This window comes from Acidipila sp. EB88, assembly GCF_003858395.1.
In the GTDB taxonomy this organism is placed as follows: domain Bacteria; phylum Acidobacteriota; class Terriglobia; order Terriglobales; family Acidobacteriaceae; genus EB88.
Window position 1 is genome coordinate 1,811,299 of sequence record NZ_QWEV01000005.1, and the last position, 26,170, is coordinate 1,837,468.

Consider the following 26,170-nt stretch of genomic DNA (forward strand, 5'->3'; position numbering starts at 1 on the left):
AGCCCTTCACCGCAGCCATCGCTCTGTTGTAGCCTGCGCGCAGATACCGCTTGCCTGCCGAGGCTCGTATGCCAGCGAAGATTGCAAACAAAAGCGTGCCTGCACCGCGCCACCCCCCAATGGAGCACCCGCGCCACCAGTACCCCCGGGAGACCGCCGCGCTCGAGGAGATTGCGCAGGGCTGTGGCCTCGTGGAAACGATCAAGTGGGGCAAGCCCTGCTACACACTCAATGGCAAGAACATCGTCCTGATCCAGCGCTTCCACCAGTACATCGCCCTGCTGTTCTTCAAAGGCGCCCTGCTCGAGGACCCGCAGCAATGCCTGCATCGCATCGGCGAAACGATGCAGGCGCCACGACAACTTCGCTTCAGCAACCTCGAGGAAGTCGAACAGCTTCAGCCCACCATCCGGCTCTACATCGAGCAGGCGATCGAACTGGAAGCCTCGGGCGCCAAAGTTCCGCTCAGGAAGGCCACTGACTACGCGATCCCTGAGGAGCTGCAGAGGAGGCTCGACACAGAGCCTGCCTTGCAGAAAGCTTTCGCAGCCCTGACGCCAGGGCGTCAGAAAGGCTACATCTTCCAGATCGCCGCTGCCAAACAATCCGCCACCCGAGCTTCGCGCGTGGAGAAGTATGCGCCCCTCATCCTGGCCGGCAAAGGGCTGAACGACTGACTTTTTGGACACCGGTGCGTGCTGCAGCATCCCGCACCGAAAGCGACCATCTCGCTCTCGGCCATGTTTGCTACCACGCAACAGCACCGCCCGCGCGAAGGCCGTTCGTCGCTGCTTACTTCTCCGCGAACTTCTTAATCAGCTCCGCAAGCTCGTGCGGCGCTTCCATCGGCACCAGGTGCCCACACTGCGGCACGGTTTCCAGCTTCACGTTTAAAAAGTGCGGCATTGTCAGTTCTCGCTGCACGTTGGGCCCAAGCGACACGTCGTCGGCCGCCGCGATCACCAGCGTCTCGATGCTTAACCCCGTAACCCGCTCGCTCCAGTCTTCTTTGCTGCCCACGTTCATCCACGACCGCCAGGCCTCCGGGTTCGCCTGCAACCGGTCCTCCACCGCGCGCTCAAAGATCGCGGGCGCGAGCTTCCGGCTGCTGTTGGTAAGCACGTACTCCTCCGCATCCGCGCGCGTCGGTTCGGCCTGTGCCAGCATGCGCGCTCGCGCCTCCGGATCAATCGGCTCCGGCCCTACCGGCGACGGCGTCAGCAGTACCAGCTTCGCCAGTCCTGGTAAACCACGCTTGGCCAGTACCGCCGCAATTTTGCCGGTCATCGAGTGGCCTACCAGCACAAACCGCCCCGGCTTCAGCGCTGTGATGGTCTCGCTGATAGTGTCGGCCATCTCGCTCACCGAGTACCCCGGCACCTCGCGCGCCTCGCCAAAGCCCGGCGTATCGATCGAGATCACGCGGAAGTGCCGGTGCAGCAGCGCACCTGCTTCGATCCACTCGCGCCGCGAGCTGCCGTAAAAGTGCAGCAGCACCAGCGTCGGTTGTTCCGCGCCGGGCGCGGTGTCAGTCTGGGCGGCAAGGTCGGTCAGTGGCAGCATGGCGTAAAGCTCCTGGAGCAGCGCTGGGCGCAAAAGTCCGGCTGCCTGCTTCGGGGCGAAACAGCATCCCGTCGAAGCCACGCGCAGCCTAGCGGGTGGGATGCAGAAACCCGCCGGTACACTGGACACTGTGCAAGTCCTCGCCGCCAGTACTGTGCTGCTTTCCGCGCTGTTCGCCGTTGCCGGCATCCTGTTCTGCGCTCTCGCCATGTGGTCCGCGCGTGCTTTTCTCCGCGCCAGCCGGCGCAGCCCGTCCGAGCACCCAGCGCCTCCCTCCATCTCGATCCTCAAGCCCGTCAAAGGCATCGACGACGGCCTCCGCGCGGCACTCCGCACCCACTGCACGCAGGACTACCCGGCAGCCATCGAACTGCTCTTCGCCGTGCACTCCCTGGAGGACCCCGCCGTGCCCACGCTCCGGGCGCTGGCTGCCGAGTTCCCGGCCCTCCGCATCGAGGTCGTCGCCACCCCGCTCGTGCTCGGTACCAATGGCAAAATGAGCAACCTTGCCCAGCTCCTTCCACACGCCCGGCACGAGCTGATCCTCATCAGCGACGCCGACATCGCCGTGGGGCCGCGCTACCTGCGCCGCATCGCCGCTCCATTCCTGGAGCCCACCACCGGCCTCGTCACCGCCCTTTACCGCGGACGTACCCACCCGGTAGAACGACCCACGCTCGGCTCCCGGCTCGAAGCCCTGTCCATCGCCACCGACTTCGCCGCAGGCGTGCTGACGGCGCGCTTTACCGACCGGGGCTTGCACTTCGGCCTGGGCTCCACGTTGCTGGTCTCACGCCGTGCACTTGCCGCGGCCGGCGGCCTCGAGGTGCTGTGCAGCGTGCTGGCCGACGACCATGACCTGGGCGCGCATGTGTCCCGCGCCGGGTTCCGCGTGATCCTTAGCCCAGAACCCGTTTCCACCGCCGTGCCAGCCTACAGCTTTCGCGACTTCTGGCTCCACCAGCTGCGCTGGGCCAGAACAGTGCGCGCCGTACGCGCCTGGAGCTACGGGGGCCTGGTCTTTACGCACCCGGTGCCATGGGCGCTGTTGTGCCTGGTCGCCAGCGGCGGCAGCCTGTTCTCCGTGCTCCTCCTGGTGCTGGCATTACTCGCGCGCATGGCGGTCGCCCTGCTCATCGGTTACTCCCTCGTGGGCGACCGCGCCGTGCTGCGCGACCTTGTGCTGCTGCCGCTCCGTGACTGCCTGGCGCTCGCCCTGTGGGCATGGAGCTTTGCCGGCAACACCGTCGAGTGGCGCGGCGAGCGCTTCCGCATCGAAGCCGGCAAGCTGCTCCGCATCCCTTCACGCCACGCCGGAAAGCAACCAACAGCCCCCACCGCGATACAGTAAGGGAGCGCACGTCGTACCCCAAAGCCATGGCTACTTCCTCCAGCAACACGCCTCTCGTGCAGCTCACCACGCCTGCTGACCGCCCCCGGGAGGTAGCGGATGCCTCGGGTGCCGGACTCGGCCCCCCGGCAACCCTGATCTACAACGACTGGTACCCGGCTCTGCGCTCCGCCGAACTCGGGGGCAAGCAGCTCAAAACGACCCTGCTCCTGGGCATCCCCATGGTGCTGGGCCGCAAAACCGACGGCAGCCTCTTTGCCATGCGCGACAGCTGCCCGCACCGCGGCATTCCGCTCTCCTGCGGCTGGTTCAACGGCGAGTCGCTCGCCTGCAAATACCACGGCTGGGAGTTCGAGCCGGTGAGCGGCCAGTGCACCACCATCCCCTCGCTTACCTCGGAAGACAAGCTCGACCCCACCCGCATCTTTGGCACGGCTTTCCCCTGCATCGAGCACGATGGCTACGCCTGGGTCTACGTGCCCGAGCCCGGCTCCGGCCGAGTCGACACGCCGCTTGCCAGCCTGCCGCCTGTCCCGGAAGCCCCCAAGTTCGGCGACCGCTTCCGCTCCGCGCACCTCACTGCCGACCTGCCCTGCAACGTGGACCACGGCATCATCGGCCTGATGGACCCAGCGCACGGCCCGTTTGTGCACCAGAGCTGGTGGTGGCGCAAGCCCTCTTCCATTCACGAGAAACAGAAGCACTTCGAGCCCATCCCCGAGGGCTTCCGCATGGCGGCGCACGCGCCCTCCGGCAACTCCGCCCCCTACAAGCTGCTCGGGGTCTACGGCGAGCCCATCACCACCACTATCGACTTCCAGCTTCCCAACCGGCGCATCGAGACCATCCGCTGCGGGCCCAAGTGGTTCTCCAGCATCACCACCGTGACGCCCACCACCACCCGTGCCTGCCGCATCGACGTTTTCGCCGCCTGGAACATCTTCTATGCCGTGCCCGGCGTCACCACCATCGCGAAGTTCTTCGGCAAGCGCTTCGTGGCGCAGGACCAGGAAACCATGGTGGAGCAGGCTGAGGGCCTTCGCTACAACCCGACGCTCATGCTCATCGATGACGCGGACCGCCCCGCCAAGTGGTACTTCGCGCTCAAGCAGGCGCGCCTTGACGGCTCCGGCAAGCACCCCATGCCTGGCCCGGTCACATTGCGCTGGCGTTCCTGAGCGTCCTCTTACGCCCTCAAGCGTCTAAGTGAGGCAGCAGGTGCGTTCCGGGAGGGGAGTTCCGTGACAGTGAGCAGAACCGCACGCATAGCTGTAGTTTTCGGCGCCGCACTCCTGCCTGCCAGCGCCGGACTCGCCCAGACACCCGCAGGCCCCGTGCAGCTCGAGCAAAGCAATACGGCCGCGACACCGGCACCGCTGCTCGCGGTGGAAGTCCTCTCCGACACCCAGGGATTGGACTTCAACCCCTACATGAAAAGCCTGACCACCAGCCTCAAGCCCACATGGCAGGACACGCTCGCGAAGGCAGCGATCCCATTGCCCGACTTCACGGGAACTGCCGTTGGGATCCGCTTCACCGTCAAGCACGACGGCAGCGTCGACCGGCTGCGCATCACCAGCCCGAGCGGCAGCGTTGCATTCGATCGTGCCGCCTGGAACGCTCTCCTGCAGTCCGCACCCATGCCGCCTCTCCCGGCTGCCTTCACCGCCGCAGGGCTGGAACTGCAGATCCGCTTCACCGCAGCCGCCAGGTCCGCCGGCAGCCGCTAGCCCGCCCTGTACGACCCGCTACCCACACAAAGAAAGGCCCACGGGAACCATGTCCCGCGGGCCTCTGGCCGGACAGCAGCCAAGCTCTTAGCCGCCGTACCCGCGCTGGTAGCCACGGATAAACGCGTCCCGGTACTCGCGGGCAAACTGGTCCCGGTTGTAGCCCTGCGGCGACTTCGGCACATGGCGGAACGTGTCCACGTGCGTAGGACGAAAACTGTGACCCAGGTTGCGGTCGCTCTCACCCTGCGAGGCTCCGGCAGCCCAGCCCTGCCGGGCGGCCAGCATGGGCTGTCCAGGCTGTTCCTGGTAAAACTGCGCGTAGCCCGGCGGCGGCGGGCCGTACGGCTGCCCGGCGTAGGCGCCTCCGTAAGGCGGCGGCGGTGGGGGCGGCCCGTAATACTGCGCGCTGGCCATGGCCGCGCTGGAACAAACCGTCGCTGCAAGTGCCATTGCCATCAGTGTCTGTCGAACCGACTGCTTGTTCATCTCGTCCTTCTTCCCCCGGGACGTGCCCGGCAGCTCCGCAGGTGATCTCGCCAATCCGGATTGCGCTTTGTCGCGCTGCCGGGTGGCACTCCGCAGCGCGTTGGCTCATCCAAGCTCAGCAGCATCACCATCTGTCACTGCTGAAGGATCGAACCCCGCATGTTGAAAAAGGACGCGCACAATTTTGCCGATGTCACGACGCCGGCAGATGAGCCCTCGCTCCCCCAATCGGAATCAGCGCACGATCGCGCCACACAAAGCGTTTTCGACCGCCGCACCCTGCTGGTGCAGGGCGGCCGCGGCATCGCCGGGGCGCTGCTCGCTTCTGCCGCAACTGCCGGTGCACAAACCGCGAGCAACCCGCCCGTTGCCCCCGTGGACCGCGGCATGGTCGAAGGCAAAAAGGTTGAGTTTCCGGCGATCCACGCGGACACCGACCTGCCCGGCGGCGGGCCGCCCAATGCCGACCCGGCGGACACGCGCGTCGGCTTCGCTGTGCTCGGCCTCGGGCGCCTCTCGCTCGAAGAGATCCTGCCCGCGTTCTCTGCCTGCAAGCACGCCCGCGTCACGGCGCTGATCAGCGGAGACGACTCCAAGGCCAAGACCATCGCCGCGCAGTACGGCATCCGCTCCACCTACACCTACGAAACGATGGAGCAGCTGCGCAACAACCCCGAGGTACAAGCGGTCTACATCGTCACTCCCAACAGCACGCATCGCGAGTACACCGAGGCAGTCGCCCGTCTGGGCAAGCACGTGCTCTGCGAAAAGCCGATGACCGTGTCCGCCGCCGATGCTGAAGCCATGATCGAGGCGTGCAACAAGGCCAAGGTGCAGTTGATGGTTGCGTACCGTATCCAGTACGAGCACAACAATCGCTACCTCATGGACATGGTGCGCGGCGGCAAGCTCGGCACCGTGCGCACCATCCACGCCGTCAATGTGCAGAACCAGGGCGCGCCTGACCAGTGGCGGCAGATCCGCAAACTCTCCGGCGGCGGCTCACTGCCCGACATCGGTCTGTACTGCCTCAACACCGTGCGTGCCGTCACCGGTGAAGAGCCGGTCGAGATCACTGCGACCACCCACTCGCCTGCCGATGATCCGCGCTTCCGCGAGGTCGAAGATCTTGTTTCTTTCACGCTGCGCTTCCCATCGGGCATCGTGGCTTCCTGCACCTCGTGTTACAGCGCGCACAAGCATGCCGACCTGCAGGTAATGGGCTCGGATGCGGTGGCACATGTCGCCGACGCGTTCAACTACAGCGGGCAAAAGCTCACCGTGTCGCGGCGCGACGGCATCGCCGAAGTCGCGTCCGAGTACACGCAGAACCCCTCGAAACAGTTCGCGCTCGAGATCGACCACTTTGCCGAGTGCATCCGCAGCGGCAAAAAGCCGCGCACCGGCGGGGCCGAAGGGCTGCAGGACCAAAAGCTGATGACCGCGATCTACCAGGCCGCGCAGACAGGCCGACCGGTGCAGTTGCCGGCTATGCCGGGGCTCGACGCCACCCGCGGCCCTGCCTTGCCTCCGCTGGGGCTTGGCTAAGCTGCTCGCTCTCGCAGGCAGAAGCCGGGCGGCAGGTACTCCCTGCTGCCCGGCTTCCGTTTACTTCCGCGCCTGCAAAAAAGCATCCTTGGCACGCTGGGCTGTTGCCGGCCCTGAGAACCGCTGCACACTGGCAAGCACCACGTCCTGCGCCGGCAGGATCGAAGGATCATCCAGCACCGCCTGCATACGTGCGCGCAGTGCGTCCACATCGGCAACCGGATACAGCCAGCCGTTTTGCCCTTCACGAATAATGTCCCTCGGCCCCGTGCAATCACTGCTGATCGCCGCTACGCCGTGGCTGCCGGCTTCCACCAGCACCATCCCGAAGGCCTCGCGCTGTGCTGACGCCAGGAACACCGTGGCCTCCCCCGCGGCTTTCCAGGGGTGCTGCTGCCAGCCCAGCCACTCGATCCGGTCGCTGATGCCAAGCTTGTCCGCAAGCTCCCGCAATTGCGTTTCCTGTTCTTCAAATCCCTGCGTGGGGCTTCCAATCAAGCGCAGGCGCCACGTGCCTCGCAGCTCGGCAGCGGCTTCCAGGATGTCGTTGGTGCGCTTGTGATCGTTGTAGTTCAGCCGCCCGATATACAGAAACACCGTGGACGCGGGACGAGCGATGCGCGTGGCATCGCGCAGGTCCACCGCGTTGAAGATCGTGTGCACGGGCTTCTGGTTGGCGAAGGGCAGCTTCTGGATCGCATCCGCTGTCTCGCTGCTTACCGCGAGGTGGAGATCCACATTGCGAAGCTGTGCCTGCATGCGAATTTCATTCACCGGAAAGTGCACCCACGAAGCAATCAGCATGCCGGGGTTGGCCGTGACCACGCGCGCCAGTCGAGCCATCTGCACCGTGGTCAGGTCCGCGCAGATCACGGCATCGGGCCGCCAGCGCAGCAGCGCGCGCACCGGCCCCGTCGCGTAGTGCAGCATTCGCTTCCAGCGCGAGTCCCGCGTCGAGCCATACTGTTGGTACCGCAGGCCCTCGAGCCAGCCCTCATCGAAGCTGCCGCCCAGCAGGAACAGCCGCACGTCGTCCCCCAGCTCTTCAAAGCCGGCCATCAGGTTCCGAATGGCGGATTCCATTCCGCCTTTGCCCGAGACCGTGGGGCAGAAAATTGCAACTTTCATCTGTGATCATCCTGCGGCTGCCTCGCCGCGCCTTCTGAGCAGTGTCTTGCGGCAGCACGGGACAGCTTAGCAGACGCCACTTATCCCCATCTGTCTCGCGCCCGGTGCGTCGCGTCCCGGCTGCCGCTCGCTCACGCTGCCTTTCTACGCCGGTTGATCCGCAGCCAGGAACGACTCCACCGCAATGCCCAGGGTTTCCCCGAGTGCGCGGAACAGCTTCGCATCCGCCGGCCACACCTGTATCTCGTCATGCTGCCTTCGTGCCAGCACGTGCCAGATATTCTGCGCCTGCCAGATATCTGCAGGAAACGGCAGCATCGCCAGCGCCTCCGCCATGGCCAGCGCATTCTCAAGCAGCACGCGATCTTCCGGGTGCTCCAGCAGCAACGCCATGGCCTGACGCATTCTCTGGTCCGCGGTAAAGCTCAACTGCTGCCGGTCCAGCTCGACATGGTCCTGTTCGGCAAGGCCCAGCGCCGCGCGCACCTGCGCCGTATCTACCGGGTCACTCTCGAGCGCGCGCCGTACCGACACGTTGATCGCGAAGTTCGCAGCCAGCGTCAGCGCTGCCGGCCGCGGCATATCCGCCTGGTTCAAAAAGTGCAGCAGCGATGCGTGATCTTCATACAGGTGCAGCAGGTTGTTCTCCGCTTCCAGCACCGTGTTGTTCAGGATCAGCTTCATCACGCGCCGCTGCTCATCCATAAACAGCGAGTGGATCGTGTGCGTCCGCGCGCCGAACTCCGCGTCGAACAGCCGGATCACCCCGGGCAGATCTGCGCCCAGCATGGCGGCCTTGGTCGCCGCGCTGAACCGCTCCAGTGCCTCGTGCATGCCGGGATACGAAGGCTTCACGCCGGCCGCGATGTTCTGATCGCCGAAGTGCAGCACCGCGTAGAAAAAGCGTTCGCACTCATGCGTGATGCGCGACCGGATCTCGGCCTCGCCACTGATCAACCGTCCCCGCCCGGAGCTCTGCACGCCCTGGCTGCAACTCGCCACGTCAAAGGCAAATACCTTGGCATGCTCGTTGTACGTGCGGAACACCGAAGAGATCGCGTAATGCACGGCTACCTGCTCGAGCCCCACGTCCAGAGTCTTGACGCGTCTGCGGTAAATATCCGCCCCGGTGCCTTCGCTCGCGACATTGCTTTGCGCCTCTGCCAGCCACGCCAGGAATGCCGGCTCGATCGCCGCGCCCTTGCTGCCGAACAGGTTCTCCGCAAGCTCGATCGCGCGTGCCGCGTAGGCGATAATCTGCACCGTTTCAATACCGGAGATATCGTCGAAGAACCAGCCGCAGCTCGTGTACATCAGCTGCATCTGCCGCACCATCTCGAGCGCCTTCATCGCCTTGATCTCTTCCGCCTTGTTGAGCGGGTGGCTGCTCTCGCGCTCCAGGAACTCCGCCGCGCATGGGCGCTCGCCTGCGCGATCCAGAATCACCTCGATGTACCGGTCGCACGCGCCGTTCCAATCCTTGAATAGCTGCGCGCCGAGCTTCGCCAGCAGCGGCGTCGCGGCATCGCGCACCACATCCAGCGCCGCCCGCAGCGGTCCGCGCCAGCGCTGGTTCCACCCGGCCTTGCCGCCGTTGCAGCCACAGTCCGAGCGCCAGCGCTCCACCCCGTGCGCGCAGCTCCAGCTGGTCGGTTCGGCAATCTGCGCCTCGCGCGTGGGCGGAAACAGTTCCAGGAACTGCCCGTAGTTCGTCACCGTCGCAAGCTGCTCCGCCTCGGTGTATTGCAGCGCAAAGCTCAACGCCATTTCACCAAAGCGGTGATGGTGCCCATAGCTTTCGCCGTCCGTAGCAACATGCACCAGTTCCGGCTCCGCGGGCTGCTCCGCTGAGAAGCCGCTCGCAAGCCGCCGCGCAAATCCTTCGCCCGAATCCAGCAGACGTTCAAAAGCAATGGCACGCGAACGCGGCCCGTCGTAAAAGAACACCGTAATGGAGCGGCCGCTCGGCAGGCGCACCAGGTAAGGGTGCCGCGGATCCACGGAGTCATTGGGGGTCGGCTGCCACTTTGGCTCAGCCGCTGCCGCAGCGTCGTCTTCCGCAGCCTTCTCGCCGGTCTTCGATTGCGCAGCTATGGGCCGCACCGCCGCGCACTGGTTCGGCGCCATGATCGTGAAGCGGATGCCATGCTCGGCCAGCACCTCGAGCGATTCGGTATCCGCCGCTGTCTCCGCAAGCCACATACCCTCCGGCTTGCGTCCAAACCGGTGCTCGAAGTCCGCGACGCCCCAGCGCACCTGCAGCTCCTTGTCGCGGCGGCTCGCCAACGGCATGATGATGTGGTTGTACACCTGCGCCATCGCCGAACCGTGTCCGCCAAATCGCGCCGCGCTCAATGCGTCCGCATCCAGGATCGACTGGTACGTCAGCGAGGCATGCTCGGCCAGCCACGACAACAATGTGGGCCCGAAGTTGAAGCTGATCTGCGCGTAGTTGTTCACGATGCGCAGGATGCGGTTCGCCGTGCTGACCACGCGCGAAGCCCCGTTGCGCGCGTAACACTCCGCGGTGATGCGGTCATTCCAGTCGTGGTACGGCGCGGCGGAGTCCTGCGTCTCCACGCTTTCAATCCAAGGATTTTCGCGAGGCGGCTGGTAGAAGTGCCCGTGCACTACAAGGTAACGATTGCCGTCCTTGCTCGCCGATCCGGTTGCTGTGCCGCTCATCTTTCCTCCAGGCCACACTGTAACGATGTCAGTTTCTATTCGTGAAAGGCAGAACGCGTCACGCTACCGGTGGTGGCACAAACGGCTTGCCCGCAAGGTCGCAGGCACGCCACATGTACCACGCCGCAACCGAGCGCCACGGACGCCAGCGTTCGCCACGTCGCGCCATCACCTTCATGTCCGCCAGCATCGACGCGTCAAAGGGTTTTGATTTAGGTAGTCGCGAAAACGTCAGCGCAAACCCCTTGCGCACGCCATAGTCCGTCAGCGGCAGCACGTCCGGCCGACCCAGGCGAAACATCAGCATCATCTGCACGGTCCACGCGCCGATGCCGCGCACGGCGCACAGCCTCGTGACAATCTCGTCATCACTCAGCCTGCGGATCGCCGCAAGTGAAGGCACGGTGCCATCCAGCGTCTTGCGCGCCAGGTCCTGCAAGGCAAGCATCTTGTTCTTTGACAGGCCTGCAGCCCGCATCGCGTCGTCCGGCTGCAACAGCAAGAGCTCCGGCGTCGGGTGGATCTCGCCGAACAGCTTCAACAGCTTGTGCAGAATCGCCATCGCGGCCTTGCCGTGCAGCTGTTGCGAAACGATCGCTTCGAGCAGCGCGTCAAAGGGCGAGTGCTGGCTTTTGAGCATCAGCGTGTACGGGCCGGCGCGCTCGATCAGCGCGCCCAGCTTCGGGTCTGCCGCCGCAAGAGCGCGGCAAGCCTCGGCTGCATCGTAGCGAGGAGTGCGTTGGCCATCTGCCATGCTCCTAGTATGCCCTGTGTGCCCGGCAATCCTGTGGGCACGTGTGCAATCATCCACCGTGGCTGTTGCCCGGCTCGCAGCTTGCGCCCGGTAAACAGCGAAGGGCGCGGTACACGCAGCCCGATACGCCCGGGCATGCATCTTCGCACGTGGAAGAGGTTCTATGAAAGAGCAGGGAACACCGCGCGCCGGCGCAGCCGGAAGTGGCGCCAAAAAGCGGTCCGATGCAGAGGCCAAAGCCTCAACAGCCAGGGCCTCGGCCAGCCGGGATCAGCCTGCCGCAAAACCGGCCGATACACCCGCGCGTCGCGCCTCGGGCAAGGTCCAGAGCGCACCCGCCAAGGCTGCCAGGGCCGGCGAACGCAGCGTGCAGCGCGCCGCCGTGCACAACGCCCCCGAGACCGGCCCCATGCCCGAGGCGCTGCAGCGCCTCGCCGACAATGCTCGCATCACTGTGCGCCGCGGGGGCGAGCCGCCCCGCGAGGCGAAATGCGTTCTCTACTGGATGCAGCGCGCCCAGCGCGGCATCGATAACCCGGCGCTCGACGTCGCCATCGCGCTCGGCAATGAGCTTGGCCTGCCTGTCGTAGCGTTCTTCTCCGCCATCAACAACTTCCCGCATGCCAACTGGCGCCACTATCACTTTCTTTCGCAGGGCCTCATCGATGCAGAGCAGGATCTTGCCGAGCGCAACGTTGCCTTCATCGTGCGTCGCCCGCCGCACAACGCCCTCGAGAAACTCGTGGTCGAGCTGCGCGCTGCCGCGGTGGTCGCCGATGAGAACCCCATGCGTGAACCCGAGCGCTGGCGGCAGGTGCTGGCGCATCGCATCGAGGTGCCGTACTGGACGGTCGATGCGGACTGCATCGTGCCAGCCAACACCTTCACCAAGCACTTCTACGCGGCGCACCATTTCCGGCCGAAGTTTTTCGTAGAGTTGCCACGCTTTCTTGCCACCGAATCGCCTGTCAAAGCGCAGCACACCTGGAACCGGCCGCACGACTTCGCGAGCTTCCACGTCGGCGACAACATCACCGAGGGCTGGGGCGAACCGTTTGACCGCTCGGTGCGCCCCGTGGACTCCTTCACCGGCGGCACCCGCGCTGCGCAAAAGCTGCTCGCCGACTTCGTGACCAACAAGCTCAGCGACTACAACACGGTGCGCAACCATCCCGAGCGCGATGGCACCAGCCGCATCTCGCCCGCGCTGCACTTCGGACACATCGGCCCGCTTACCATCACGCGCGCGATTGAAGATGCAGTCAAAAAAGGGAATTGCACGACCGAGGCCCGCGACGCGTACTACGGCGAGGTGCTCGCCTGGCGCGAGCTATGCGTCAACTTCGTGCGCTTCGTGCCCGCGTACGACTCCATCGAATGCGCTCCGGACTGGGCGCGCGAAACACTCAAGAAGCACAGCCGCGACGCACGCGAACATCCCTACACGCTCCAGCAGATGGAGCGTGCCGAGACCCACGACGATATGTGGAACGCCGCGCAGAAACAGATGGTCGACCACGGCTGGATGCACAACATCCTGCGCATGTACTGGGGCAAAAAAATCCTGGAGTGGAGCGCCACGCCCGCCGAAGCCTTCACTAACTGCGTGTATCTCAACGATAAGTATTTTCTCGACGGACGCGATCCCAACGGCTACGCCAACATCGCCTGGGCGATTTGCGGCGTGCACGACCGCCCATGGTTCGAGCGCCCCATCTTCGGCACCGTTCGCTATATGTCGCGCGAGTCCACCGGCAGGAAGTTCAACTCCAAGCTCTACATGCGCAACATCGCGGAAGGCAACGCCTTCGGCGCGCGCTAACTCCCGCCCCGCGCTTGGTCGAGGTGCCTGCGGTCGCTCACAACGCAGGCACCCGATTACGCGGCGCACTTAGCCCGTGACTTCCAGTCCACCAGTGGCGCCGAACACCTCGCCCGTCACGTAGCTCGACTCCTGCGAAGCCAGCAGCACGTACAGCGGCGCCATCTCCACCGGCTGCCCCGGACGCTTCATCGGCGTTTCCGAACCGAACTCGGGAATCTTCTCGTCGGGCTGTCCGCCCGAAGTCTGCAGCGGCGTCCACACGGGCCCGGGTGCCACGCAGTTCACGCGAATACCCTTCTCCGCAACCTGCCGCGCCAGTCCGCGGGTAAACGCGAGAATCGCTGCCTTGGTCGGCGCGTAATCCAGCAGCGAAGGGCTCGGGTGCGTCGCCTGGATCGATGCTGTCGTCACAATCGTCGCCCCGGCCGGCAGCAGCGGCAGCGCCGCCTGCACGGTCCAGAACAGCGAAAACACGTTGGTCTGGTAGGTCTCTTCCAGCTGCTGCGTGGTCACGTCGGCAATGTGATTCACGGCATGCTGCTTGCCCGCTACGAGCGCCAGTACGTCCAGCCCGCCAAGCTTCTCGTGCGCTTCCTTCACCAGCCGCCGGTTGTACGCCTCGTCCTTCAGGTCGCCCGGGATTGCGAACGCTTTGCGTCCCGCGGCCTCGATCAGCTTGATCGTGTCCTGCGCGTCTTTTTCTTCGCTGGGCAGGTACGAGATCACCACATCGGCGCCTTCGCGCGCGAACGCAATCGCCACGGCCTTGCCGATGCCGGAGTCGCCGCCAGTCACCAGCGCCTTGCGGTTCGGCAAACGCCCCGAACCCTTGTAACTCGTTTCCCCGTGATCAGCCTTGGGCGTCAGGTCGCTTTCAAGGCCCGGCACCGGCTGCGGCTGGTGCGGAAACTTGGGCGTCGGGTACTGCTTTGTCGGGTCCTGCATGGTGTACAGATCAGTTGGCACAGGTTCACTCCTCGACCGCTGCGATGGCACGCGGTTTCATCATTGCTTTTGCACAGGTGCGTTGTGGAAGTCTGCAGAACGGGTTCCGGCCTGCTGTGTACGGGTAAATCTTTGGATGCAGCAGAGTTCACAACCGCCTGCGCCCGCGACAATTTGCCGTGGGCGCAGCGTTCAAGAACGCGCCCCTCACGCTCACCCTCCGAACCCGGCACCGTTACGGCTTCAGCACGACCTTGATAAAGCCTTCCGCCCGCTCATCGAACTTGCGGAACGCCTCCGGCGCCTCATCGAGCGACAACCGGTGGCTCACTACCTGGCTCGGCTTCGCGGCGCCCGTCAGGATCATGTCGCGCAGCTTGCCATTCCATTTCTCATCATCGTCGCGCCCCATGGTGATGCGCACGTTCTTGCCGAACAGCTTGTCCCACGGCACCAGCAGCCTGCCCTGCTTCAGCGACTCCACGCTGCCACTCGGGTCCTTGGGCGGCCATAGTCCCACCACCGCGATTCGCCCGGCCGGGTTGATCAGCTCTGCAATCGCCTCCGTTACCCAGTGCGGCTCTTCCTTGCTGTAGTCCTCTTTCGAGCGCGCCTGGAAGCCGATCGCATCGATCGCGCACGTCACTCCGCCCAACGGCTTTTCGTTGCGAAACGCACCGCCTGCGCGCCACTTGCCCTGTTGCTCCTTGATCTGTTCAATCGGGTCGCCTTTCAGGAAGTCAATCGGCACGGCGCCCAGCTCCCCGGCTTTCTCGAGCCGCTCCTTCACCGCGTCCACCACGTACACCCGAGCCGCGCCGCGCAACTTTGCGGAGTACGCCGCCAGCAGCCCGACCGAGCCCGCGCCGAAGATCGCCACCGTGTCGCCCGGCCCCACATCGCAGATCGCAGCCGCGTGGTAACCGGTTGTCCACGCATCGGCCAGCAGCACAAAGTCGTCTTCCCACTGGTCGCCCGGCTCGCCCGGCAGCTTCAGACAGTTCGCATCCGCCAGCGGCACCCGCAGCAGTTCGGCCTGCGCACCCTCGTAGCCGCCCTTGTTGGGGTAGCCGTAGGCCGCGCCGGCGTCGCCCGGGTTGGTCGTCAGGCATGCCGACGAGTGCCCATCCACGCACATCGCGCAAAACCCGCAGCATATATGCGTCGGCACCGTGATGCGGTCGCCCTTTTTCACGTTGATCACGGCCGAGCCCACCTCTTCCACGATGCCCAGGGGCTCGTGCCCGATGATGCCGCCCTCGATGCCGCGCATTCGACCCTCGTAAAAGTGCAGGTCCGTCCCGCAGATCGCGCTCGAGGTCACCCGCATCAGCACATCGGTCTGCTCCTTGATCTCCGCGTCCTTCACCTCGCGCACCACGATCCTGCGCGTCTCCTCCAGAACCACTGCCTTCATGCCACGCTCCTGTGCTTCCCGTTTGGATGCGGCAACAAAGCGGCTGCGGGGCTCGGCCTGCCCTACAGGCGCAGCCGTTTTGAATCCTGCACAGGCGTTCCCCCGGGCTTCCTCGAAGGTAATGCTGCAGCTCCCCCCGTAACGTTCCGTTGCGCCGGCTCGCTCGGGATAATTGCTGCAAGATTCCCGTTTCGTTGCAGTGAACTCCCACGCCTGTGCGCGGCTGCCTCTGGCTGCGCACACAGCATCGCGCTCCACACCGCCGTTCTGCTCGGCAAGTGGAGCAATTGCATTGTTTTGACCGGCACACGACCTCTGAAGTGTCTGCATCGGCGCGCACCAGGCCTGCCCTCGCTGCGACTCTCCGATGTGGCACAGGGCTTTTGCATGTTTGCTGTTGTTGCGCTCCGCTGTGTCGCTCTGTTGTGTGTCCTGCTCGCAGGCGGCAGCACCGCCATGGGCGCGCCTCTGCAGGAAGACGCACGCCCCCCTACGCCTGCTGCGCGCCTTGCGGACACGCCTCCGCAGCACAACACCACGCCTGCCGCGGCGCAGCAGCAGCGGGATCGCGCGTTTCTTCGGCATCGCGGCATCGGCAGCACGCTTCCGCCCGGCACAACAGCCCAGCGCGATGCGCCACTCAGCCGCCTGGCCGCGGCCAGACAACAACAGCGCCAGCACTGGCCTTCATCGGCATCTCCGGCGCAGGGCGACATCGCGGGCGACACCACACAGCCGGGCAAGGTGCTCGCTGCTACAAGTCCCGCCACGGCCACCCCCAATGCCGTCACCCTGGCGTGGCAACCAGCTGGTCCGGTCCAGCTCAGCACCGCTGCCTATGGACTCGTCACCGGCCGCGTTTCCTCGCTGGCTGTCGACCCCAATGACGCCTCCGGCAACACGGTGTATCTCGGGGCCACGGGCGGCGGCGTGTGGAAGAGCACCAACGCAGCGGGAGCCGCGGCGGGCGTCAGCTTTACCCCGCTCACGGATGACCTCGCCGTGTTCGCCAACTCGCTCACCTCCCTGCCTTCGCTCTCGATCGGCGCGCTCACGGTGCAGCCGGGCAACGCGCAGGTGCTGCTTGCCGGTACCGGCGACCCCAATGATGCGCTCGACTCCTACTACGGGGTCGGCATCCTGCGCTCCACCAACGGCGGCGTCACCTGGAGCCTGGTGCAGCAGAGCAGCGACAGCGGTGTCAGTGGGATCAACTACAGCATGCAGGGCGTCGGCTTTGCCGGCTTTGCCTGGGGCACCAGCAACACCAACTTCGTGGTCGCCGCCGCCTCGCAGTCGCTTGAGGGGCTGCTGGTCAACACCAGCTTCGCCTCAAGCGCCGAGACCGGGTTGTACTACTCAAGCGATGCCGGGCAAACCTGGCATCTCGCCACCATTACCGATGGCGCCAACGAGGTCGTGCAGTCCACCAATCCGCCCTCCTCGCCGCCCGGCAACGCTGCCACCGCCGTGGTCTGGAACCCGAAGCGCAGCCTGTTCCTCGCGGCCATCCGCTTCCACGGCTACTACTCGTCGCCCGATGGCATCACCTGGACGCGGCTTGCCAACCAGCCCGGCGCAAACCTAACCCTTGCCAACTGCCCCACCCGCCCGGGCGCTTCCGGCTCCTCGTCCTGCCCCATCTTTCGCGGGGCGCTCGCCGTGCAGCCCACCACTGGCGACACCTTCGCCCTTACCACCGACATCAGCAACCTCGACCAGGGCCTGTATCAGGACGTCTGCTCCACCAGCGGACTCGCCGTCTCCTCCTGCGCGTCCTCCACCATCGCCTTCGGCACCCGGATCGCCGATACCGCGATCGAGGCCTCCGACGGAACCATCCCGGAAGGCGACTACAACCTTGCCCTGTCCGCCGTCTCCTCGCAGCAGGACACCATCCTCTTCGCCGGCACCGAAGACATCTTTCGCTGCTCGCTCGCCAATAGCTGCGCCTGGCGCAACACCACCAACAACCAGACCTGCGCCGCCGCCATGGTCGCGCCCTCCATCCACGCCATCGACAGCACAGACGGAGTGAACGGGCTGCTGTACTTCGGCAATGACGGCGGACTCTGGCGGTCCTCCGACACCGTCTCCCAGACCGGCTCCGCCTGCGCCAGCACCGACAGCAGCCACTTCCAGAACCTCAACGCGGGCATCGGCTCGCTGGCCGAGATCAGCCACTTCGCCGCCAGTCCGTCGAACCCGGCACTGGTGCTCGCCGGCATGGGCGGCTTTGGCGTGGTGGGCAGCGAGAGCGCCGCGGCCCAGGCCGGAACCGGCGCCTGGCAGCAGCTCTTGACCGGCGAAGGCAGCTTTGTCGCCATCGACCCCAACACGCCCGCCAACTGGTACGCCGACGCAGGCCCGGGGCTGTCCATCTTTTCCTGCCCGGGCGGCGCCAACTGCAGCAGCTCAACCTTCGGCACCGAACCCGTAATCGACCGGTCCGATATCGAGGACGATGCCGACTACTTCCTCGACCCCGCGCCCTGGATGCTCGACCCGCTCAACCCCGCCAACATCATCGTCGGGACCTGTCGCATGTGGCTGGGTCCCGCCACGGGCGGCTGGTCTTCCTCCAACCTGCTCAGCGGCATGCTCGACGGCGACCACGACAGCTTCTGCGATGGCAACGCCACCCTGCGCGCCGTCGGCGCCGGCGGCAGTTACAACAGCCCGCAGGGCGGCGAGCAGGTGTACGCCGGCATGGGCGGTCCGCTCGACGGCGGCAGCATCGTGGCCGGCCATGTCTACGGCGCCACCGTGCCTCAGGCCGGGGGCATGGTTGCCTGGACCGACCTGTGGCGCAACCCCGTCACCAGCACCTCGCCCAGCTCCCAGTTCAACTCCGGCGGCGAGGCTATCTCCGCCATCACCGTGGATCCGCACGACGCCACCGGCAAGACCCTCTACGTGGGCATCGGCGGCTTCCCTTCCGGCCAGTCCGGCGTTGTCTATCAGTCGGTCGATGCCGGGGCGCACTGGAGCAACATCACCAACTCGCTGCCCTTTGGCCCGGTCAGCAGCATCGTGGTCGACCCCTCCACCGCCGGCACCGTTTACGTGGGCGGCGATTTCGGCGTCTACTCCACCACCAGCGTCGGCACCTGCACCAGCAGTACGCAGAACTGCTGGTCTGAACTCGGCTCCGGTTTGCCCAACGCGCCTGTCACCGACCTCAAGCTTGTCTTCTCCGGCTCCAATGCCGTGCTCGAGGCCGCCACCTATGGACGCGGCATCTGGACCTACGGCGTCACCGCAGCAGCCAACACCACCACCGCGACCCTGTCGCCCACCAGCTACACCTTTCCCGCGCAGGGCGTGGGCAGCACCAGCACCACCACCGCCGGCTTCACGCTGAAGAACACCGGCACCGCCGCCCTCTCCGTCTCGCAGGTGGCGACCACCCCTTCTGACTACGCGCAGACCAACCAGTGCGGCACCACCCTTGCTGCCGGCGCTTCCTGCACCATCACCGTTTCCTTCACGCCCACTACCACCGGTGACCGGCCCGGGACCCTCACCGTGCGCGGCAACGTGCCGTCCGGCGCCGTTACCGCCACGCTCGACGGCACCGGCCTCACCCCGGGCGCGATCAGCCTCACCCCGGCGACGCTGACCTTTCCCACCACGACCACCGGCTCGAGCTCCGCCGCGATGACCGCCACGGCAAAAAACACCGGCGGCGCCCCCGTGCAGATCAACAGCCTTGCCATCGCGGGCACCAACAGCGCCGACTTCACCCTCGGCAGCGGCGGCACCTGCGCCGGTATGCTCGCCTCGGGCGCCTCCTGCACAATCCCCGTCGTCTTCAGCCCCACGCAGACAGGCGCCCGCACCGCCCAGCTCCAGCTCGCTGCTGCCGCCACCGGCAGTCCGTTCCTGGTCAGCCTTTCTGGCAATGCGGTCGCCCCGGCTTCGGTCTCCCTTTCACCTGTCTCGCTGTCGTTTGCCTCCACCGCGCAGGGCACCACCACCGCCGCGCAGACCATCACGGCAAGCAACACGGGCGGGGTCGCCGCGCAGCTCGGCACCCCATCTGTCACGTCTGACTACGCACTCACCGCCAACACCTGCGGCACCACCCTCTCCGCCGGAACCAGTTGCACCGTCAGCATCGCCTTTGCGCCCACCGCTACCGGCAGCCGCCCCGGCCTGTTCACGCTGCCCGCCCCCGGCAACACCAACGGGTACGTCACCGCACCCCTCAGCGGCACGGGCCTTGCGCCGCCCATGGTCGCCTTTGCGCCCGCCTCGCTCTCCTTTGGCGCCGAGCAGCAAAACACCACCTCTGCGGCCATGACGCTCACCGTCACCAACTCCGCCGGCAGCACCGCGCAGCTTGGCGCTCCCACCATCACCGGCGACTTCACCATTGCTTCCAACACTTGTCCCGCGACTCTGCCGGTCGGCAGCTCCTGCACCCTCACCGTGACCTTCACGCCTTCGCAACTGGGCTCGCGCACCGGCACCGTTTCATTTCTGGTCAACAACAACAGCGTCAGCGCCAACCTCACGGGCAATGGCACTGCGCCGCCCCTGCTGGCCTTCAGCCCTGCCTCGCTGAGCTTCGCGGCCACCGCTGACAACAGCACCTCCGCACCGCAGTCCGCAACCGTCACCAACAATGGCGGCAACCCGGCGCAGATCAGCTCATCCTCCATCGCCGGTCCGTTCGCCATCGCCTCCACCACCTGCCCGAGCCCGCCCGCCACCCTTGCCGCAAGCGCTGCCTGCACCCTGCAGGTCACCTTCACACCTCCGGCTGCCGCCGCGTACACCGGCACCGCCACGCTTGCCGGCAACTTCAGCAACACGCCCGCAAGCCTTGCGCTCTTCGGCCAGGGCGCGCCGCCGCCCGCCGCGAGCCTCGCGCCGCAATCCCTCACCTTCCCCGACACGCCGCAGGGGGCCGTGGCGCCCTCGCAGACCATCACGATCTCCAGCAGCGGCGGCGTTGCCGTCACCCTCGGCATCCCCTCCGCTTCTACGAGCGATTACCAGGTGGCCGGCAACACCTGCGCCGCCACGCTTGCGCCGGGCAGCACCTGCGCATTGCAGATCGCGTTCCACCCCTCAAAGCCCGGCGCCCGCTCGGCTACGCTTACTGTGCCCGGCAACATGGCAGGCGGCCAACTCACCGCGAGCCTCAACGGAAATGGCCTGGCGCCGGGTGCGCTCGCCCTCGCGCCCACCTCGCTCGCCTTCGGCTCTGCCGTGATCGGCACCACCTCCGCGGCGCAAACCGTCACGGTGACCAACAGCGGCGGCGTCGCCATCTCCCCCGGCACTGCCACCACTACCGGCGACTACTCCATTACCAGCAACACCTGCGGTGCCTCGCTCGCGCCCAGCCAGTCCTGCTCTGTCGCGGTGGTCTTTAAACCCACCGCAGCCGGCGATCGCCCGGGCCAGCTCACCCTGCCCGGCGACGGCTCGGAAGCCGTGGCCGTCGCCACCCTGGACGGTGCGGGCACCACCGCGGGCCAGCTCTCGTTCATGCCCAGTTCACTTGCCTTCGGCACAGTCGCGGTGGGCAGCAGCGGCACTGCCACCACGAGTGTGACAAACAGCGGCGGCACCGCAGTGCACCTTGGGAGCCTTGCGGCCAGCGGCGATTTCATCGTGAGCGGCGGCACCTGCACCACCGCCGCAGCCGTTGCCGCGAGCGGCGGCAGTTGCACCGTCGCCATCACCTTCACCCCCACGGCTGTGGGCAGCCGCACCGGCACGCTGACGCTTCAGAATGACGGCTCGCCCGCTATGGCGCAGGCCGGGCTGGCCGGCGTGGGCGCCGCGCCCGGCAACGTTGCGCTGTCACCCGCAAGCCTCGCTTTCGGTTCCGTGGTGCTCAACACCACCTCGGCCGCGCAGACCATCACGGCCACCAACAGCGGCGGTGTCGCTGTCACCCTCAACACGGCCACCGTCACCGGCAGCAGCTACAGCATCGCCGGCAACAACTGCGGCAGCACCCTCGCCGCGGGCGCTTCCTGCTCCGTGCAAATCACCTTCACCCCCACCACCGCCGGGGCAGCCTCCGGATCCTTCGCCCTGTCCGGCCAGTACAACGGCAGCCCCGCCACCGTGCCGCTCAACGGCACAGGCGTCACGGCAGGCGCGCTCACCTTCACGCCCAACCCCGTCACCTTCGGCTCGGTAGCCACCGGCGCGCAAACCACCCTGCCCGTCACGGTGCAGAACACCGGCGGCACCGCGGTGACGCTCGGCACGCCGTCCACTTCGTCCTCCTACAGCGTCACCAGCCAGTGCGGCAGCACGCTCGCGCCCTTGGCGAGCTGTTTGCTCCACGTAACCTTCGCCCCCACCAGCACGGGCTCCGTCCCCGGGCTCCTGACGTTCCCCGCATCGGTTGCCGGCGGCTCGGCCACCGACGCGCTTGCGGGCCAGGGCGTTGCACCCGCTGCCCTCGTCGCAACGCCAGCCGCGCTCACCTTCGCCGGTACCGCGGTGGGCGCCACCAGCGCTGCCCAGCCGGTCACCTTCAGCAACACCGGCGGCGTCGCAGCCTCTATCAACCCGCCTGCCGTTTCATCCTCCGACTACAGCATCACCAGCAGCACCTGCGGCTCCAGCCTTGCGCCGGGGAGCAGCTGCGCCGTCAGCGTGGCCTTCAATCCGTCTGCGGCTGGCGACCGCGACGGCAGCCTGTCCCTCACCAGCAGCGCAGAGGGTGGACCCGCCTCCACCGTCCCGCTCGATGGCACTGGGCTCGCCGCCGCCCAGCTGGCCTTCTCGCCCCCCTCTCTCGACTTCGGCAGCCAGGCCGACAACACCACCTCCGCCGCCCAGTCGCTGACCCTGCTCAATAGCGGCGGCGTCAGCACCACGCTCGCGGTGCCGGTGCTCACCGGGCAGTACGCCATCACCGGCAACACCTGCGGCACCTCGCTGGGCGCTGGTGCCAGCTGTCGCATCGCGGTCAAGTTTGTGCCCACCGGCAGCGGCTCCCAGGCCGGCTCCCTGTCCATCAGCAGCCAGTCGGGCAGCCTCCATGCGTCGGCTGCGCTCACCGGCAACGCACTGGCGCTGGTGCTCAACCCCACCGCCCTGTCCTTCACCCCGGCCATCGCGGTTGGCACCAGCTCGGCCTCGCAGGACATTTCCATCGAGAACGTCGGCACCGCCACCATCACACTCGAGCCGCCGTCCGTCACTGGCGACTTCGCCGTGAGCGGCACGAGTTGTGGCACGGAGCTGGCTCCGAACTCCTCCTGCGCTGTGCTCATCACCTTCACCCCCACGGCAGGCGGCACACGCACTGGCACCTTCACAGAGTCCGACGGCACGGCGACCGGCATAACCCAGCTCACCGGCACCGGGCTTTCCCCCGCCACGGACACGCTCAGCCCCACCTCGCTGAGCTTTCCCGGCACTCCTGTCAACACTGCCTCCGCCGCGCTCTCGGCCACCCTCACCAATTCGGGTGAGGCCGTGCTGTCGCAGATCTCCGTGCAGACCACCGGGCCGTTCACCGCGGCTAACAACTGCGGCGCCAGCCTTGGCGGCCACCTCGCCTGCTCCATCGCCGTGCAGTTCACGCCCACCGCGGTCGGCGCGGTAACCGGCACCCTGGTAGTGGCAGACGCGCAGCGGACCCAGTCCATCGCGCTGAGCGGCACCGGCAACGCTCCACCCGAAGCCTTCGCCTCGCCCTCCAGCCTCAACTTCGGCTCGTACGCTCAGGGCATCGCTACCCCGCCGCAAAGCGTCACGATCTCCAACCAGGGCGCAAGCCCCATGACTGGCGTCGCCTTCGCCACCACCGGAACTGACTTCGCCATCAGCTCCACCACCTGTGGCGCCACGCTCACCTCCGGCAGCAGCTGCCAGGTCAGTGTTGTGTTCACCCCGGGGGTGATCGGCAACCGGGTCGGCGCGCTCACCGTCACCAGCAGCACGCTCGCGGCGCCGTTAACCGTCTCGCTTTCCGGCGCAGGCGAAGACTTCGAACTCACGGTGCTTGGTGCCGCCACCAGTGTTGTGACACCCGGGCAGACCGCGACCTACAACCTCCAGATCACGCCGGTGGGCGCGTCCGCCGGCAGCCTTGCCATTACCTGTGCCGGCGCCCCGGCCAACGCGGTCTGCACCCCCAACCCGCAGACCATCACCATCGCCAACGGGGCAGACGGCTCGATCGTGCTGTCCGTCGCAACCGCTGCTGCCACCGCCGCAAGCACCCACAGCTCCATCGCTCCCGGCAGCTCTGCACCCTGGTCGTGGCTCAACGCCCATCGCGGCATGGCGGCGGTGGCCTTGCTTTGCCCCGTGCTGCTGGTGCCCCGGCGCCGCCGCCAGCGCTTGCTGCTCCTGCTCGCGACCGCCGCCCTGCTGGCAACGCCGCTTGCCTGTGGCGTCCACGCCAGCGGCGTCAGCATCGGCGGCTCCGGCGGAACCGGCGGCGGAACCGCGTCCTCCGGCACCTACACGCTCACCGTCAGCGCCACCTTTCCCGGCGCGCAGCGCATCGCCACCGTACAGCTCGTGGTGCAGTAGTCCCGGGGGCGACAGCGCCAGCGCCTCCCCGTATCGCCTTCAAACGCAGGGCGAGCGACTATACTTTCGCAAGGCAGCGGTCGCCAGAAGCTGCGTTCGGGTCATGCGGTCCGGGGCACCGGCCGTCGCCTTGTTTTCCCCGCCGCAGCCACCATCTCGAGGAGCCCGCCCCATGAGCGAAGCCGCACAGCATCCTGCAGTTCCCACCGAAACCCAGCACCCCGCCAGCTCCATCAGCCGCTCCGACATCGAGCACGTTGCCGCGCTGGCCGCGCTGGCGCTCACCCCCGAGGAGCTGGACCGGCTCGGCAGCGATCTACGTTCCATCCTCGGCTACGTCGCCGAGCTCCAGCAGGTCGACACCACCGGCGTGCTTCCGCTGACGCACGTCAGCGAACTCTTCGCCCCGTCCGCAACCGAAGCCACCGTGAACGCCCCGGCGGAAACCAGCCTCCGCGCCGACGAGCCGCGCCCCTCGCTCCCGCGCGACCTTGTCATGCAAGGCGCGCCAGCGACCGACGGGACCTACTTCCAGGTGCCCAAAGTGATCGAGCGCTAGCCCGCCACGAGCGCCCGCTCACTCCCGGGCTCTACACACCGCGCGCAGTCGCGACCCCCAAGCACCCGAACCACCAGAAGGAAACCACACGGGCATGATTGAAGCCGGCAAAGCAGACACCTCCCACCCCCAGGGCCTTGCGTCCAGCGACGCGCAGACCGATAACCAGGCACTCGGCACCGACTCCCTCACCATCCCGCACATTCGCATCGCGATCGCCACCGGCGCGGCCTCCGCGCACGACATCGCCGAGCAGTGCTACCGCACGATTCATGAGCGCGACGAAGATCACGAAGGGCGTGAACCCGGCGTCCATGCCTTCCTGTCACTGGCGCGCGAACGCGCCCTTGCCCAGGCCGCCCGCATCGACGCCCTCGCCGCAGCAGGCGACACTCTGCCCGTGCTCGCCGGTGTCCCGGTCGGCATCAAGGACGCCCTCACCGTCACGGGCCTGCCTGCCACCGCCGGCTCGCGCGTGCTCGAGCACTACATCGCCCAGTACACCGCCACCTCCGTCCAGCGCCTTGAAGAAGCCGGCGCCGTTACACTCGGCAAGCTCAACTGCGACGAGTTCGCCATGGGCTCATCCAACGAGAACTCCGCCTACGGCCCCACGCGCAACCCGCACGCGCTCGACCACGTGCCCGGCGGCTCCTCCGGCGGTTCAGCCGCCGCGGTCGCCGCAGGCATGGCTGTCGCCACGCTCGGCACCGACACCGGCGGTTCCATCCGCCAGCCCGCGTCCTTCTGCGGCGTGGTCGGCCTCCTGCCCACCTACGGCCGCGTGTCCCGCTACGGTCTGATTGCGTTCGCCTCCTCGCTCGACCGCGTCGGTCCCTTCACCAACTCCGTGCGCGACGCGGCCACCGTGCTCGGCGTGCTCGCCGGCCATGACCCGCTCGACGCCACCTCCTCCCACGAGCCCGTGCCCGACTACGCCGCGCAGCTCGCCGAGGAGCACGGCGTCAACGGCCTACGCATCGGCGTCCCCACGGAGTACTTCGCCGCCGGGCTCGACCCCGAGGTGCGCGAAGCCGTGGAGCGCGCCATCGACGGCCTGCGCGAAGCCGGCGCCGAGATCCGCGAAATCTCCCTGCCGCACACCGCCTTTGCCGTCCCCGCCTACTACCTCATCGCCACAGCCGAAGCCTCCTCTAACCTGGCCCGCTTCGATGGCGTGCGTTACGGCCTGCGCGCCCCCCACGCCACCACGCTCGCCGGCATGTACCGCGAGTCGCGCGACGCCGGCTTCGGCGCCGAGGTCAAGCGGCGCATCCTGCTCGGCACCTACGCCCTGTCCGCCGGTTATTACGACGCCTTTTACAAGAAGGCCCAGCAGGTCCGCCGGCTGCTCGCGCAGGACTTCCAGGCAGCCTTTGCAAACGAGGTCGACGCCATCGTTACCCCGGTCGCACCCACCCCGGCCTTCAAACTGGGCGAAAAGTCTGACGACCCGCTCGCCATGTACCTCGCCGACATCTACACCGTCACCGCGTCGCTTGCCGGCATCTGCGGCCTTTCGGTGCCCGGCGGCTTCTCCAAAGCAGGCCTACCCATCGGCGTGCAGGTGCTGGGCAAGCACTTCGACGAGGCCACCCTCTTCCGCGTGGGCGAGGCCATCGAGCGGGGCTAGGCACTCCGTCCGGCCCATCG

The 26,170-nt window shown here is 66.8% G+C and carries 16 protein-coding genes; 9 read left to right on the forward strand and 7 right to left on the reverse strand.

The genetic code is table 11. The features are described from left to right. The first annotated feature begins 95 nt into the window (after positions 1–95). The gene (locus D1Y84_RS08210) at positions 96–677 is read left to right on the forward strand and encodes a YdeI family protein (RefSeq protein WP_158615388.1); all 582 of its coding nucleotides are present in this window, start codon (positions 96–98) and stop codon (positions 675–677) included. Positions 678–792: 115 nt separating this feature from the next. Here the strand turns inward: D1Y84_RS08210 and D1Y84_RS08215 are convergent, their stop codons facing one another. Then, entirely contained in the window at positions 793–1,563 is a 771-nt protein-coding gene (locus tag D1Y84_RS08215; RefSeq protein WP_158615389.1) for an alpha/beta fold hydrolase, read from the reverse strand. A 130-nt stretch (positions 1,564–1,693) separates the two neighbouring features. Here D1Y84_RS08215 and hpnI point away from each other — a divergent pair, with 130 nt between their 5' ends. The 3 genes from hpnI (at position 1,694) to D1Y84_RS08230 (ending at position 4,644) form a co-directional block, all read left to right on the forward strand. After that, a complete protein-coding gene (gene hpnI / locus D1Y84_RS08220; protein ID WP_233581275.1) occupies positions 1,694–2,914 on the forward strand; it encodes a bacteriohopanetetrol glucosamine biosynthesis glycosyltransferase HpnI in 1,221 nt (406 codons plus the stop codon). A gap of 26 nt (positions 2,915–2,940) precedes the next feature. After that, on the forward strand, positions 2,941–4,092 hold the full coding sequence (locus tag D1Y84_RS08225) for an aromatic ring-hydroxylating dioxygenase subunit alpha (protein ID WP_124848082.1): 1,152 nt from the start codon (positions 2,941–2,943) through the stop codon (positions 4,090–4,092). Between the two features lie 63 nt (positions 4,093–4,155). Then, positions 4,156–4,644 carry a TonB family protein gene (locus D1Y84_RS08230; protein ID WP_124848083.1) on the forward strand — a complete coding sequence of 163 codons (489 nt, stop codon included), beginning with the start codon at positions 4,156–4,158 and terminating at the stop codon, positions 4,642–4,644. A gap of 87 nt (positions 4,645–4,731) precedes the next feature. On the opposite strand, the gene D1Y84_RS08235 is transcribed toward D1Y84_RS08230, so the two are convergent. Then, the gene (locus D1Y84_RS08235; protein ID WP_124848084.1) at positions 4,732–5,133 is read right to left on the reverse strand and encodes a hypothetical protein; all 402 of its coding nucleotides are present in this window, start codon (positions 5,131–5,133) and stop codon (positions 4,732–4,734) included. Between the two features lie 159 nt (positions 5,134–5,292). Here D1Y84_RS08235 and D1Y84_RS08240 point away from each other — a divergent pair, with 159 nt between their 5' ends. Then, positions 5,293–6,681 (forward strand): Gfo/Idh/MocA family protein, encoded by a 1,389-nt coding sequence (locus tag D1Y84_RS08240; RefSeq protein ID WP_124848085.1) that lies wholly within the window; start codon positions 5,293–5,295, stop codon positions 6,679–6,681. Between the two features lie 60 nt (positions 6,682–6,741). Here D1Y84_RS08240 and D1Y84_RS08245 read toward each other — a convergent pair whose 3' ends face one another. From D1Y84_RS08245 to D1Y84_RS08255, 3 genes are all read right to left on the reverse strand, one after another. Continuing rightward, on the reverse strand, positions 6,742–7,809 hold the full coding sequence (locus D1Y84_RS08245; RefSeq protein ID WP_124848086.1) for a glycosyltransferase: 1,068 nt from the start codon (positions 7,807–7,809) through the stop codon (positions 6,742–6,744). Positions 7,810–7,953: 144 nt separating this feature from the next. Continuing rightward, the gene (locus D1Y84_RS08250; RefSeq protein ID WP_124848087.1) at positions 7,954–10,494 is read right to left on the reverse strand and encodes a DUF3536 domain-containing protein; all 2,541 of its coding nucleotides are present in this window, start codon (positions 10,492–10,494) and stop codon (positions 7,954–7,956) included. Positions 10,495–10,552: 58 nt separating this feature from the next. Next, the gene (locus D1Y84_RS08255) at positions 10,553–11,248 is read right to left on the reverse strand and encodes a DNA-3-methyladenine glycosylase (RefSeq protein ID WP_124848088.1); all 696 of its coding nucleotides are present in this window, start codon (positions 11,246–11,248) and stop codon (positions 10,553–10,555) included. Between the two features lie 163 nt (positions 11,249–11,411). On the opposite strand from D1Y84_RS08255, the gene D1Y84_RS08260 reads away from it, so the two are divergent. Then, positions 11,412–13,070 carry a deoxyribodipyrimidine photo-lyase gene (locus tag D1Y84_RS08260; RefSeq protein WP_233581276.1) on the forward strand — a complete coding sequence of 553 codons (1,659 nt, stop codon included), beginning with the start codon at positions 11,412–11,414 and terminating at the stop codon, positions 13,068–13,070. A 69-nt stretch (positions 13,071–13,139) separates the two neighbouring features. On the opposite strand, the gene D1Y84_RS08265 is transcribed toward D1Y84_RS08260, so the two are convergent. Together D1Y84_RS08265 and D1Y84_RS08270 are read right to left on the reverse strand one after the other, a co-directional pair. Beyond that, positions 13,140–14,039 carry an SDR family oxidoreductase gene (locus D1Y84_RS08265; RefSeq protein ID WP_305000442.1) on the reverse strand — a complete coding sequence of 300 codons (900 nt, stop codon included), beginning with the start codon at positions 14,037–14,039 and terminating at the stop codon, positions 13,140–13,142. A 214-nt stretch (positions 14,040–14,253) separates the two neighbouring features. Then, on the reverse strand, positions 14,254–15,435 hold the full coding sequence (locus D1Y84_RS08270; RefSeq protein ID WP_124848089.1) for a glutathione-independent formaldehyde dehydrogenase: 1,182 nt from the start codon (positions 15,433–15,435) through the stop codon (positions 14,254–14,256). A gap of 387 nt (positions 15,436–15,822) precedes the next feature. Here D1Y84_RS08270 and D1Y84_RS18705 point away from each other — a divergent pair, with 387 nt between their 5' ends. The 3 genes from D1Y84_RS18705 to gatA all read left to right on the forward strand — a co-directional run bounded on the left by D1Y84_RS18705 (position 15,823) and on the right by gatA (position 26,150). Continuing rightward, positions 15,823–23,958 carry an S-layer family protein gene (locus D1Y84_RS18705; protein ID WP_124848090.1) on the forward strand — a complete coding sequence of 2,712 codons (8,136 nt, stop codon included), beginning with the start codon at positions 15,823–15,825 and terminating at the stop codon, positions 23,956–23,958. Between the two features lie 172 nt (positions 23,959–24,130). Next, positions 24,131–24,517: an Asp-tRNA(Asn)/Glu-tRNA(Gln) amidotransferase subunit GatC gene (gene gatC / locus D1Y84_RS08280; RefSeq protein ID WP_124848091.1), complete on the forward strand. Its 387-nt coding sequence runs from the start codon at positions 24,131–24,133 to the stop codon at positions 24,515–24,517. Between the two features lie 94 nt (positions 24,518–24,611). After that, on the forward strand, positions 24,612–26,150 hold the full coding sequence (gene gatA, locus D1Y84_RS08285) for an Asp-tRNA(Asn)/Glu-tRNA(Gln) amidotransferase subunit GatA (RefSeq protein ID WP_124848092.1): 1,539 nt from the start codon (positions 24,612–24,614) through the stop codon (positions 26,148–26,150). Positions 26,151–26,170 lie beyond the last annotated feature (20 nt).